Origin of the sequence: Runella limosa DSM 17973 (assembly GCF_000482465.1) — a bacterium.
Classification (GTDB): domain Bacteria; phylum Bacteroidota; class Bacteroidia; order Cytophagales; family Spirosomataceae; genus Runella; species Runella limosa.
The window spans coordinates 234,096-246,535 of sequence record NZ_KI519424.1; the positions used below are offsets into that span (position 1 = coordinate 234,096).

At 45.2% G+C, this 12,440-nt stretch carries 11 protein-coding genes; 3 read left to right on the forward strand and 8 right to left on the reverse strand.

Annotated elements, in window-relative coordinates:
• Positions 1 to 697: 697 nt before the first annotated feature.
• Both K339_RS0122700 and K339_RS0122705 read left to right on the forward strand, forming a co-directional pair.
• Positions 698 to 1,882, forward strand: a complete 1,185-nt coding sequence (locus tag K339_RS0122700; RefSeq protein ID WP_028525656.1) for a pyridoxal phosphate-dependent aminotransferase — start codon at positions 698 to 700, stop codon at positions 1,880 to 1,882.
• 6 nt (positions 1,883 to 1,888) lie between these two features.
• Positions 1,889 to 2,794, forward strand: coding sequence for a Hint domain-containing protein (locus tag K339_RS0122705; RefSeq protein ID WP_028525657.1), 906 nt, complete (start codon positions 1,889 to 1,891; stop codon positions 2,792 to 2,794).
• Between the two features lie 85 nt (positions 2,795 to 2,879).
• On the opposite strand, the gene K339_RS0122710 is transcribed toward K339_RS0122705, so the two are convergent.
• The gene (locus K339_RS0122710; protein WP_028525658.1) at positions 2,880 to 3,731 is read right to left on the reverse strand and encodes a ChbG/HpnK family deacetylase; all 852 of its coding nucleotides are present in this window, start codon (positions 3,729 to 3,731) and stop codon (positions 2,880 to 2,882) included.
• A gap of 57 nt (positions 3,732 to 3,788) precedes the next feature.
• On the reverse strand, positions 3,789 to 4,781 hold the full coding sequence (locus K339_RS0122715; RefSeq protein ID WP_037301615.1) for a cyanophycinase: 993 nt from the start codon (positions 4,779 to 4,781) through the stop codon (positions 3,789 to 3,791).
• Positions 4,782 to 4,898: 117 nt separating this feature from the next.
• Here K339_RS0122715 and K339_RS34510 point away from each other — a divergent pair, with 117 nt between their 5' ends.
• A complete protein-coding gene (locus tag K339_RS34510) occupies positions 4,899 to 5,873 on the forward strand; it encodes a DNA/RNA non-specific endonuclease (RefSeq protein WP_028525660.1) in 975 nt (324 codons plus the stop codon).
• Between the two features lie 5 nt (positions 5,874 to 5,878).
• Here the strand turns inward: K339_RS34510 and K339_RS0122725 are convergent, their stop codons facing one another.
• The 6 genes from K339_RS0122725 to K339_RS0122750 form a co-directional block, all read right to left on the reverse strand.
• Entirely contained in the window at positions 5,879 to 6,301 is a 423-nt protein-coding gene (locus tag K339_RS0122725; protein WP_028525661.1) for a secondary thiamine-phosphate synthase enzyme YjbQ, read from the reverse strand.
• A 184-nt stretch (positions 6,302 to 6,485) separates the two neighbouring features.
• On the reverse strand, positions 6,486 to 7,385 hold the full coding sequence (locus tag K339_RS0122730; RefSeq protein WP_028525662.1) for a helix-turn-helix domain-containing protein: 900 nt from the start codon (positions 7,383 to 7,385) through the stop codon (positions 6,486 to 6,488).
• Positions 7,386 to 7,418: 33 nt separating this feature from the next.
• Entirely contained in the window at positions 7,419 to 8,432 is a 1,014-nt protein-coding gene (locus tag K339_RS0122735) for an aldo/keto reductase (RefSeq protein ID WP_028525663.1), read from the reverse strand.
• Positions 8,433 to 8,935: 503 nt separating this feature from the next.
• Complete coding sequence (locus K339_RS0122740) at positions 8,936 to 10,831, reverse strand: CocE/NonD family hydrolase (protein ID WP_084332293.1); 1,896 nt, start codon at positions 10,829 to 10,831, stop codon at positions 8,936 to 8,938.
• 41 nt (positions 10,832 to 10,872) lie between these two features.
• Entirely contained in the window at positions 10,873 to 12,219 is a 1,347-nt protein-coding gene (gene mnmE, locus K339_RS0122745; RefSeq protein WP_028525665.1) for a tRNA uridine-5-carboxymethylaminomethyl(34) synthesis GTPase MnmE, read from the reverse strand.
• Positions 12,219 to 12,419, reverse strand: coding sequence for a DUF4177 domain-containing protein (locus K339_RS0122750; protein WP_028525666.1), 201 nt, complete (start codon positions 12,417 to 12,419; stop codon positions 12,219 to 12,221). Before K339_RS0122750 ends, mnmE begins: the two co-directional genes overlap by 1 nt.
• Positions 12,420 to 12,440 lie beyond the last annotated feature (21 nt).

Genomic DNA, 12,440 nt, shown 5'->3' on the forward strand with positions numbered 1-12,440 from the left:
GCAAATGGAAAGAAGCTAAACTTCCCGTTCGGATTTCAATCTGATGCCATTTTGGAATTTCAAGTAACTGCGATACTCAGCGAGCAAACGTTCATAACCTCGTTTGCTTCCTTGCAAGAAATATGGTGGTCTGCTCAGAGACCTTTCAATTTTTATTGTTGAAACAACCCCTACAAGTGCGGCTCTGGAGCTATTCAACTAGAAGAAAATTGCACTATTCCTTAGTTTGTTGACTCGAAAGTATATCATCATCTCCAAATTGCCAAATATATTTTAATAAATTTTGCAAAATATTCATTATTTATCATTTTAATGCTATTATTTATTTGTTTTACATAATTTTATTCTATATTTTCAATCATAAACAGGCAGAAAATATGAACATATTCAAATATTTGCCTTGTTTTTATTTTAGATACATTTGGTCATATTTTTGATTTTTTACCATATTTTAGTTTAAATTTTGATGTATATACGCCAAAATATTGATTTTTATCAAATTTTTGATTGTATATTTTTTGAAATATGTATTGACATTAAATTATATTTTTCTAATTTTGCATCATCAAAGACGCAGTCACTGATTCGTACCATTAGTATATATAGTAAGAATAAGTACTTCCGTTTTATCGCCGCCAAGCGAGAGTCCAGTTTTTCTTTTGGGAAACAAAACGAAAACCTTTTTACCGCTATCACTATGTCTTTTATTGTAAATCGTCGGGATTGGTTAAAGTCTGGGCTACTGGCCTCATCAGGACTTGCTTTGGGTTCGGCAACTACGGCTCAAGCGTCAACGGCTTATTCATCACTAGGGATTTTTGATGTATATGCCGAACGCGAACGCGAAATTGTTCAAGAAGCCCTGTTGGCAGCCGCACCGCAAGTACGGGCACGTTTGTCGTCCAATGAAAACCCTTGGGGGCCTGCGCCAACGGCGATTAAGGCCATTGCCGACAACGCACCAAAAGCCTTTTTGTACGCTGGTCCCGTAACGGCCGAACTCAAAAAGACGATTGCAGACATGCACGGCGTAACGCCCGACCAAGTGATGCTCGGGGCAGGTTCTTCGGAATTGTTGATGGCAAGCCTTTTATTGGCCGCCACCAAAGGAAAAGTGATGATGGCCGAAACTTGCTACATCTCTGGACGCGATGCCCGCGAAGACGGCGCAACAATGAAAAACGAAAAAGTGCCTTTGACCAAGGATTATCAATATGATTTGGAAGCGATGGCAACGCGCGTAAATAGCGAAACCAGCATGATTTACGTGTGTAACCCCAACAACCCAACGGGTGTCATGTTGCCTTCGGCTAAATTAAAGTCTTTTTGCGAAGCGGTTTCTCCCAAGGCAACGGTCTTGGTGGACGAAGCCTACATCGACTACGCTCCCAATCCTTCCACGGATAGCATGGTAGAATGTATTCGTAAAGGACAAAATGTGCTCATCTTGCGTACGCTTTCTAAGCTCCACGGTTTTGCGGGCTTGCGAATTGGCTACGCCTTGGGGCAACCTGCTTTGTTGAAAGATTTGCGCAAATTCTGCTCGGGTGGCTTTACCGTTTCTACGACTTCGGCAGCGGCAGCGGTGGCCTCTTTCAAAGACAAAGCATTTCAGGACATGGTTTTAAAAAACACCATCGAATCTAAGAAATTCCTCTGCGACAGTCTTACTTCAATGGGATACAGTTATTTACCTTCATCAGCAAACTTCGTTTTATTTCCCATCAAAATGAAAGGGCCTATGCTCCTTCAAAAAATGATGGCTGAGGGCGTCAGTGTTAAAAGTTGGTTTTTCGACCAACAACACTGGTGCCGCGTAAGCATCGGAACCATGGACGAAATGAAAGCCTTTAAAGATGCTTTTGCAAAATCGGTCAGCTAAAAAGTCATGAGATTTATTCCTTTTGTTTTAGTCGCTGTCAGTTGGGCAACGTTTGCTCAAGAAAGGCAGCCAGGAATGACTTTGGCCGAATTTGACAAAGCAAAAGCAGTAGAGATTCGTAGTGGCTCCCCAAAAAAACATTTTCGGAGCCACGGCCTCTCCTACCGCCAACACGAAACCCCGCTGTCGTTTCAGTTTAGCGATGGGGTAGAAAACAAGGTGTCGTTTTACGACATTTCGGAACGTTCTGACCAAAGCATACTTGGACGACTGGTGGTATATTCGTCGCAAAACCGCCTCGAAACGCTCGTTTTACCCAACGAAACTTCGCCCAAAGCTGTTAAGGAGCATTTTGTAGCCGACTTAAAAGCCAAAAGCCTCACCAACGACGGGCTGGGTATCTGCGTTGCCTTTGCATTAAGCCAAACTCAAACGCGCTCAAGTACTGCTTTAGCACATCCTCAGGAGTTTTGCTTTCCTGCCGAAACCTTTGTCAACCTCGTAGATGGTACCGAAAAGAAAATTTCGGGCATTCAGGCAGGTGACGAAATTACGGGAATACGCGCGAATCGGGTAGAAAAAGTGATTGTCAATGAAGGTGTTTTTTCGCTTACGCGCTTGCTTGTCCGCCCCAATGGCCAAGCGTGGGTAAGTACGCGTAACGAAAGTGGCTTACTTTCTTTGGAAGTGACCCCCAATCATCCTGTGTTGACACTTTTGGGTAAAAAACGCGTGGAAGACCTCCATGCAGGTGATTGGCTTTTTGTGCGGGACGCCGTTACGGGCAGGTACCTTACTGCCGAACTGACCAGCATTGCCCCAGCTTTCCGAACCGTTGACAAGGTGTATCATTTACAAACCGAAGGCGGTACGTATGAAGCCGAAAACATTGTGGTATTGAATAAGCACTAGCATTCCGAACCCTTCTATATACAAGAACTGTCTTAAAAAGAAAGGGTGCTCTCTAGCACCCCCTTTTTAGACAGTTTCTTTTTTGTCATTTTCCTGCCATTGCGTCTTTGATGCTCACTAGCTTGATACCGCGCTCGGCAATGACTTTTTTTACCTCGGCACTCGTAAAAGCGCGCGTCACACCTTCGCGGTCGTAGGCCACATTTTCGTAACCCACGTGCCCGACACCTTTCATATCTCCCGAATCGTAACCCGGGTGCTCGACCAAAAAGTGCGTTCCTGCGGGGAGGTTTTTGAGAATTTCGACCAAGTCTTTTTCCTTTTGTTCGGGCGATTTATCAGCCCCGCCGAACCCACGAACGTACTGAACGTCTTTGGGCATTTGAATCGGCAAATTATATTCTTTCGACAACCGCTCTACCATCGTTTTTACTTCGACAGTAGCATTTGTGCAACCCATGTGCGCCGATAAGTGACTCGCCCACGGCAAGTGTTTTTTGACAAGTTCGATTTGTGCCCGAAACTCTCGTTCTACTTCGGCTACGTTGATGGTTTTTTGGAGTAAATAGGGGCTGTCCTTTAATTTTTTATTTTCCCAAATAAACTGTGGGAAATAGCCGTCGGCGTCCGTTAGCGAAGGAGCTGAGGTCAAGGGACGCCATTTTAGGTTTTCCCACTCGCTCGTAAGGCACAAATGCACGCCGACGTCGTAATTGGGCTGGGTTTTAAGCATTTTCACGGCCTCCATAAACCACGGGGCGGTGGCGAGGATTTCTACCGAGCGGCTGATTCCATCGGTATATACTTTCATGCAGGCGTCGTTGGCCGTGTGGCAAAATCCAATGTCGTCCGAGCGAATAATCAAGCGTATTTCGTTGGAGGTTTGCGCCAATAGGCTTTGGGCTAGGAATAACAATGCAATGAGGGTCTTTTTCATGGGTTTATTTTTTTCTTGCAGATGAGCACTGATTAAATTCACGCAAATGAACGCTGATTATTCGGTAATTGTGCCTTCGTTGGCAGACCAGTAAGTCCACATTTGGCCTTTGGGGAGTTTCCAAGTGTTTAGGTCAAAGCGCCCTTCTCCTGTGAGGGTAGCGGGGATTTTGCAGACTTTCACCGCTTTTCCTCCACGATTCCACGTCAGTTTTTGTCCTGATTCACAGCGCTCTGGCTTCTTTTTGTTGGCCATAATAAAATAAGCTGCTTGACTCCCAAAGACACGCGCGATGCCTTTTTCATCAATGCACACCGAAGTTTTTTCATCGACCCCAATTCCTTTGGCTTTCATATCCCAATCACGCACCATTCTAGCCAAAAAGGCCAAGTGTCGCCCGTGCCGACTGCGGTTGCTGTAGTGGGTATCGGTAATGGTATTTTTTAAGATAGGTATATCAATAAAACCGCCGTTTAAAAGTGTCATTTTGGGATGAAAAGGGTTCGTTAACGCTTCTTCCGAATTGATACCATCGTTGAGAGCAGCAAAACCGACTTCTCCCAAAATGGCACAACCTGCGCTCGTTCCTCCGATGGGGGCTTTTTTAACGTGAATCAAATAATTGATGGCTTCCTCAACGGGAGTATCTTGCCAAAATTTGACATAATTGCCTTGGTCGCCACCTGCGATAAAAAGGAGTTCTGCTTGCTTAATTCGTTGTCCAACAGCGGGATTCATGGCTAATTCACGGTTATTGATAAGCAAAGTTTCAACGGAATTAACCCCGCCCAAACCATAAATAAAATCATTGTAACCCGTTGAGCCACTTGCTCGAATGATAACTACATCTCCGCCTTTGGCACGGTCAATCATCCACTGCAAAGCCTCCTTGACGTCGGTGCTTCCTCCGCCTAAAACAAAGCCCGTTTGGGTCGGGACGGTTACATCGGCCGTGTCGCCCACTATCCCAATGGAAGCGGGCGTAGTTCCCTTCGTTTGGGCAAATAGGGTAGTAATTTTTAAAAACAGAAGTAAACAAATCAAGCGCATTGGGATAGTAAGTTTAGATGAAGTGTACAAATAAAAGAGTTATTCGTTCGTTTTTTGTGTGCCGTGAAAAAAATAAGACCTTTGGGGTCGAATTTATTGTAAAATCTTCTTTTCTGTATGAATCTTTTCCGTTCGTTGGCTGTCCTTGCGCTGGTAGCCGTTGTCGTATCAAGTTGTGCTCCTGGTTATACGCCTGTTACCAATCAAAGTCCTCATTTAGCCCTTGGAAATCCAAGTAATGCCCAAACTAATCCTTCGTCGTACGACAATTATTTATTGAACAAACCCCAATTTGCGCTTTCGTACAACCGTTCCAAAGGCCATGCCAACTGGGTTGCGTGGGAGTTGTCGCCCAAATGGTTGGGAACAATTGACCGCCAAAATGATTTTCGCCCCGACGAAGCTTTGCCGCAAGATTGGCCTAAAATAAAACCCAGCGACTATTCAAGTTCAGGATTTGACCGTGGACATTTGTGCCCTTCGGCCGACCGAACCAACTCTACAAGCAGTAATTCGAGTACGTTTTTGATGACCAACATGATTCCGCAAGCGCCCGACCTCAACCGTGAAGCGTGGGAACATTTGGAACAATTTAGTCGGGAATTGGTCGAGAAAGGCTACAAACTGTACATAACGGCAGGCGCCTATGGCACAGGTGGCGAAGGAAGCAAAGGCACTGCCACTAAACTCGACGACGTGGTCAATGTCCCTGCACGAGTATATAAAATCATTGTGGTATTGCCAGGGAATGCGTCGGTAAATGAAATCAACAGCACGACGCCCGTGATTGCCGTCGATTTCCCGAACAAAAACAGTACGGTCAAGAACACAAGTTGGATTCGCTACATCACAACCGTGAGTGAGTTGGAGAAAAAAACGGGCATGGATTTTTTTAGTAACCTCTCCTCTTCTACCCAAAGTGCGCTCCAAAATGCTCGGTTTGATTACCGTAGTACGTCCATTAATGTTGACACCAAATGCAGCGTTTATAACGGAAATGCCTTGTATATTGGCAAAAGTGGAGGCTGCTATTATCTCACAGCCAGTGGTAAAAAAACGTACGTTGACCGCGACTTATGTGACTGCAAATAAGCGACTTACCCTCCCCAAGCCGTTATCATTATGGTGCGAGCACCTCCGTCGTTGCGGTGTTCGCACAAATAAATTCCTTGCCAAGTTCCCAGCGCCAAACGTCCATTTCTTACGGGAATCAGCACTGAAGCACCTAACATTGAGGCTTTTAAATGCGCAGGCATATCGTCAGAACCTTCGTAATCGTGGCGGTAATCGGGATCATTTTCTGGGACAGTCTTGTTAAAAAACATTTCAAAATCTTGACGAACCGTGGGGTCAGCATTTTCATTGATGGTCAACGAAGCCGACGTGTGTTGGATAAAAACTTGGCACATTCCAACGGAGATTTCGCGTAGTTGGGGAAAAGCCTGCAAGACTTCGGAAGTGATTAGATGAAAGCCGCGTCTGCGGGGTTTTAATTGGAATTGTTGTTGAAATAGTTTCATTTATTGATTTCGTGTCCATCCTAAAACCCCACGCCTTTAGGCTGGGGCTGTAAACGAGAATTTATTCGACGGCTTTAGCCCTGATTTTTAGCATCTTGGCATCAAAGAATCAGAATTAAAGCCCACTACTTGCATTCCCAGCCTGAAGGCGTGGGGTTAAAGGAGGCACTTCATCCCCCCTCCTCTACGCCCGAAAGGCTGTTGGTGTCATTCCTGTGTGTTTTTTGAAAAAATGGTTAAAGTGGGCAGGTTCTTCAAAACCCAATGAGTAACTAATTTCGGACACGTTGCGATGCGTGTGGCGCAACATCGCTTTGGCTTCCCCCATCAGTCGATCGGCGATGTGCTCAGTGGTGGTTTTTCCCGTACTTAGTTTAATGGCCCGATTGAGGTGATTGACATGGACATTCAACTTTTCGGCAAAGTCTTTCGCGGAGCGTAATTGAAATTTTTGGGTAGCGGGTTCGATGGGAAACTGACGTTCTAGCAATTCCATAAAAACGGTAGTAATCCGCGCATTGGCATCGATGTTCCGATACAGTTTTTCGGAGGGCTGGATTTTAAGCGCATTATGAATAATCTCCATAATGTAGTTCCGAATGAGGTCGTTTTTGAAACGATAATCAGACTGTATTTCTACCAACATTTTTTCATAAATCGCCCCAAAACTGCGGAATTGAGTTTCGTCCAACATATAGGCAGGCTTTCCTCCAGGGGCATACATGGGCAACTCTCGCAAACTATTTCGGAGGTGGTCGCTAAAATATTCTCCTCTAAAAATGCAGAAAAAACCCGTACGTTCGTTCCCCAAATGCTCCATGGTATAAGGAACTTCGGGGTTAAAAAACAACAATGTCGCCCCGTTCACTTCCAAGCTTTTATCGGCATAATGATACACAAAATGCCCTTTTATCAGCGAAATCTTGTAAAACTCCCGACGCGCATACTTCAGCGGTGCTTTTTGGGTTGCGGCATGGTCTTCTACCCGAAATACGTTAAAGTGTCCAGGGTCGTTGGGACGTACCTCAGGAGCGTTCGCGTATTTTTGCCGATAAAATTCTTCTAGGGTTTCGACGGTTGACATTGTTGTTTTCTTTAATTATTCATATACAGGCGTTTATCGACGGTCAGTACTTTGCCGCTCAATCATCCACGCGGGGTATTCGGCGGGCAATTTGCTGATTAAATCCAAACGCGCCAACTCTTCGGTCGTTAGGCTTACCTCGGTCGATTTGATGTTGTCGGCCAACTGCTCTGGTTTTTTAGCACCAATGATTACCGTCGAAACCGCAGGTTGATGCAATAACCAAGCAAGCGCAATTTGAGCTACGGTTACTCCTTTTGCGACAGCTATTTCGCGCATCACTTCGATGATGTCATAGGCTTTGTCTTTGTTGATAGGTGGGAAGTCGAAATTAGCGCGTCGAGCATCTTCGGGTGTTTCGTGACGACCATATTTTCCACTTAATAAACCACCCGCCAACGGACTCCAAACCATCAAGCCCACTTTTTGATCTTGGAGCAACGGAACAATTTCGCGTTCCAAATCACGACCCGCAATCGTATAATAAGCTTGCAACGAAATGAATTTTGACCAATGGTTACGCTCCGAAATCCCCAAGGATTTCATAATGTGCCAAGCCGCCAAATTGCTGCAACCGATGTAGCGAACTTTCCCACTCTGAACCAGTGAATCCAACGCCGACAAGGTTTCTTCCAAAGGCGTAATGGGGTCAAAACCGTGAATCTGATATAAGTCGATGTAATCTAGTTGGAGGCGTTTGAGGCTTTCGTCGGCTTGTTGCAGAATGTGCTTGCGGGTCAAACCCGTTTGGTTCGGCCCCGCGCCCATGCGTCCTCGTACTTTGGTCGCAATGACCAAATCATCACGGTGTAAGCCTAGCTCACGAATAGCTTTCCCCGTCATTTCTTCGCTAAGACCTTCGCTATACACGTTGGCCGTATCAATAAAATTAATCCCCGCCTCTACCGAGGCTTTCACCAAGGCATTTACTTCGTCTTGTGGCAACGTTCCAATGGCTGTCCATATTCCTTTTCCTCCAAATGTCATGGTACCTAAACACAATTCTGACACTTTCAGTCCCGTGTTTCCTAACAAGTTGTACTTCATAGCTCGTTTGTTTTTTAACTTTTTGATTGATATTTAACAATGCAAAAGTAGAAGTTGGAGTAGAACCAAGGGTTGTTTGAATCAAACGGATGCTTGTAAAATTCAAACAATTGAGTTGAAGAAGGCAAATAGCACTCTCCTAAGTTTAGAGAATGCTATTGAATTTATTTGAAGTTTTACCCGCAGATGACACAGATTGAAAGTCGCAGATGAACGCGGATTAATGACTATATTAGTTCCTTTTTCAGCGAAAATCTGCGTTTGTATTATTCTGTCAGGTTAAACGGATTAAAAAAAGTAGCCTCAGCGAGGCTAAATCTTAGTAGAAAAAGGGGTAAAGGCAATCCCAAAGCCCCATCGGGGCGGCCGTCGCTCGGTGACATCTTTCACCGAACGTCGACTGCCCCGACAAGGCTTTTTGGGGGGGATTCGATTCATTTTTCTACTAAGATGTAGCTCCTCTGGAGCAATCAATAACCGCTCTATATTTTAATGCGTTCAAATTATTCCACTACTCGAACTCCGACGTACGAGGAGGCATTTCCCGAACAAAATACTTTGTGTACTGCTTTTTGAAAATCGCTCGCTTCGGCTTTATAAATATTCAAAAACTTCTGGGGGTTGCGGTCAACCAACGGAAACCAGCTACTTTGAACCTGAACCATGATTTTATGGCCTTTTTTGAAACGGTGCGCCGCATCTTGCATATCGAACTTGACGTGTTCAGCTTTGCCAGGCTTCATCGGTTCTGGCGTGGTAAAGCTATTTCTAAACTTAGCGCGCATCACCTCACCACGCACCAACAACTGAAAGCCTCCCATGGCTTTGCGGGGATTTTCGGGGCTGTCGTTGGGCGCATCACCAGGATACACATCAATTAATTTTACAATAAAATCGGCATCCGTTCCTGTCGTTGACACAAAAAGGTCAGCAAAAACATTTCCCGAAATCGTTACATCATCGGTTAACACATCAGATTCATATACCAATACATCAGGTCGCTGCGAAGCAAAACGCTGGTCTTCGTACATAAAATCACTCCCTCTTATGACGCGAATCTCAGACGTGTAAGGCACAGGGCGTGCTGGGTCGCTGGTGTACTCGTTGTACGCAGGTTCTTTACCTTTTTGGGCACTTTCGGGAGTTGGGTTAAACGAAAGTTTGCCGTCGGGATGGAAGTACAATTTCTTTTCAACCGAATTTTTGGGCGGCCATTGATCATAGGTACGCCATTGGTTAGCACCCGTTTCAAAGATGTATGCCTCGGGCAATTTAGGATCAGGCGCATCTTTCAAATGGTGATTAAAGAAAGGCAATTCAATGTTTTTTTGATAAAACTCGCTCGTAGCCGAGCCAAAACGAATGTGTCCTAACGACTCGCCTTTTCCGCGCGCCCAGCCCCCGTGAATCCACGGCCCCATCACCAAACGATTCGACGAGGCAGGGCTATTTTTTTCGATACCTTCATAAGCTTTCAACGGCCCGTACAAATCCTCTTGGTCGAACCAGCCCCCAACAACCATCACGGCAGGTTTTACATTTTTGAAATGCGGAACAGGCGTGCGCGACTGCCAAAACTCGTTGTAGGTTTCGTTCTCCATCAACTGATTCCAAATGCGGTTTTCACCTTTAAAAATTCGCTCGTTGACGTTTTTGAGCGGCCCTAATTTCATGTAGAACTCATAGCCATCGGGCGTCCCATAGGCCGAAAACCCTGGACGTGCTTTGGGCGCAGGAACAGGGCGTGGAGCGCCAAAACCTGAGATAAAGGCAAACGTTCCCATCAAAAAGAAAGCGCCGTTGTGGTGGCGATCATCTCCCATAAACCAATCAGTCACAGGAGCTTGAGGCGAGGCCGCTTTGAGGGCAGGATGGGCCTCAATGGTCGTCATGGTTGAATAATACCCAGGCGACGAAATTCCCCACGTACCTACTTTGCCGTTGTTGCCTTCAATATTTTTCACCAACCATTCAATCGCATCATAGGCATCGGAGCTTTCATCGTTGTCGGTCGCGTTTTTCTTATTCGGAATAAACGGACGGTACGCCTCAAAACTGCCTTCCGACATATATTTTCCGCGTACATCTTGGTAAACAAAAATATACCCATCGCGCGCAAAGAGCATCGACGGACCCAACGATGTTTTATACAACGTATCTCCGTAGGGGGCAACGCTATAAGGAGTCCGATTGAGCATAATCGGGTACTTTTTTCCGCTTGCAATGTCTTTGGGGACATAAATCGACGTAAAAAGTTTAACACCGTCTCGCATCGGGACCATGCGTTCCATTTTGGTATAATGCTGACGAATATAGACCGAATCTTCGTTGATTTTGGGGCTTTGTGCCATAGAAAGCTGCACAAAGCCAAGCATTAATAGGGTAAACAAAAACTTCATTTGGGTCATGGATTATAGTGAAGTACAAAATTGACAAATTGTTACTTTCCAATGCAGAACTTGCTGAAAATATTAGCTAATAAATCATCCGTGGCGATTTGACCTGTAATTTCTCCTAAGTGGTGCAATGCCAAACGAATATCTTGCGCCAAAAAGTCTCCCGTAATTCCTATCGCTAGGCCATTCAAAACGTCCGATAGGGCTTGTTGCGTTTTTACCAAGTGTTCATAATGGCGCAAATTGGTTACCACGGTATCATCGGCGGCTTTGGCAGCCACTGCCACTGCGACCAATGCTTTTTTAAGGTCTTCGATGCCTGTACCTGTTTTAGCGGAAATGGGGATTTCAACCTCACCCAACCCTCCGTTGGGAGAGGTTAAATCCGCTTTATTCCTTACCCACAACACCTTTTTCCCTTCCTCTAACCCTTCGGCCAACTGTTCAACTTCGGCATAGGTTTCTGGACTATCAAACAACAGCACCACCACGTCGGCTTGGTTCATGGCTTTTTTAGAACGTTCAATTCCAATTGACTCCACCACATCCATCGTCTCACGAATACCTGCCGTATCAATGATTCGGAATTTGATGCCATCTAGGTAAAGAAGGTCTTCGATAACGTCGCGGGTGGTACCTGCAATCGACGTAACAATGGCTTTTTCTTCGTTCAAAAGCGCGTTGAGCAGCGTCGATTTACCCACATTTGGCGCGCCAATGATGGCCACGGGGATTCCTTCTTTGAGGGCATTCCCAAAATCGAAAGAATCAATCAATGGCGCAATGGTCGTTTGAAGGTTATTTATCAACGCCCGTAAATCGTCCCGATTGGCAAATTCAACGTCTTCTTCGCCAAAATCCAACTCCAGCTCTACCATGCTGGCAAAATGAATCAGGTCTTCACGTAGAAATGCCAATTTTTTTGAAAATCCACCCCGAAGCTGGTTCAAGGCCGTGCGGTGACTAGCAGCCGAATCGGCGGCAATCAAATCGGCTACAGCTTCGGCCTGTACTAAGTCAAACTGCCCGTTCAAAAACGCACGTTGCGTAAACTCCCCTGGGCGCGCCAACCGTGCGCCATTTTGAACAAGGAGCTTCAAAATTTGGCGAATGATGTAGTCTGAGCCGTGGCAAGAGATTTCGACCGTATCTTCTTTGGTAAACGAAGTTGGCGTTTTAAAAACAGCGATTAAAACCTCATCAATAATGTCATTTCCCGAGCGGATTGTTCCAAAGTGAACCGTATGAGAATCAACTTTCGTCAGGTCTTTACCCCGAAAAAGTTTATTAACGACCGAAAACGTCCCTTCTCCCGATACCCGAATCACCCCAATGGCTCCTACCCCTGACGGAGTCGCCAAGGCACAAATAGGTTCTTGCTGAAAAACCATTAGAAAGTTTTTGCACGTTTAAAAATGAAAACTGCTTTAGATGTACCTCCTTGATACGCATTCATATCTAAGGCATTGACTAATTCCCAACCTTCACTTGCCAATTCATTTAATTTATTTTCAATCGCACTAGCACTTATCTCTGCCACCCAAAAACCTTTTGGTTCTAGCTCTAAAACTTTGTATTCGTAGGTTTGCATTTTTATCCTCTTTTATCTGTT

Excerpts from the sequence above, each read along its gene's own strand:
- K339_RS0122700 (WP_028525656.1), top strand. The coding sequence starts at position 698 with ATGTCTTTTATTGTAAATCGTCGGGATTGGTTAAAGTCTGGGCTACTG.
- K339_RS0122735 (WP_028525663.1), bottom strand. The coding sequence starts at position 8,432 with ATGAAGTACAACTTGTTAGGAAACACGGGACTGAAAGTGTCAGAATTG.
- K339_RS0122710 (WP_028525658.1), bottom strand. The coding sequence starts at position 3,731 with ATGAAAAAGACCCTCATTGCATTGTTATTCCTAGCCCAAAGCCTATTG.
- K339_RS0122740 (WP_084332293.1), bottom strand. The coding sequence starts at position 10,831 with ATGAAGTTTTTGTTTACCCTATTAATGCTTGGCTTTGTGCAGCTTTCT.
- K339_RS0122705 (WP_028525657.1), top strand. The coding sequence starts at position 1,889 with ATGAGATTTATTCCTTTTGTTTTAGTCGCTGTCAGTTGGGCAACGTTT.
- K339_RS0122715 (WP_037301615.1), bottom strand. The coding sequence starts at position 4,781 with ATGCGCTTGATTTGTTTACTTCTGTTTTTAAAAATTACTACCCTATTT.
- K339_RS34510 (WP_028525660.1), top strand. The coding sequence starts at position 4,899 with ATGAATCTTTTCCGTTCGTTGGCTGTCCTTGCGCTGGTAGCCGTTGTC.
- K339_RS0122750 (WP_028525666.1), bottom strand. The coding sequence starts at position 12,419 with ATGCAAACCTACGAATACAAAGTTTTAGAGCTAGAACCAAAAGGTTTT.
- mnmE (WP_028525665.1), bottom strand. The coding sequence starts at position 12,219 with ATGGTTTTTCAGCAAGAACCTATTTGTGCCTTGGCGACTCCGTCAGGG.
- K339_RS0122725 (WP_028525661.1), bottom strand. The coding sequence starts at position 6,301 with ATGAAACTATTTCAACAACAATTCCAATTAAAACCCCGCAGACGCGGC.
- K339_RS0122730 (WP_028525662.1), bottom strand. The coding sequence starts at position 7,385 with ATGTCAACCGTCGAAACCCTAGAAGAATTTTATCGGCAAAAATACGCG.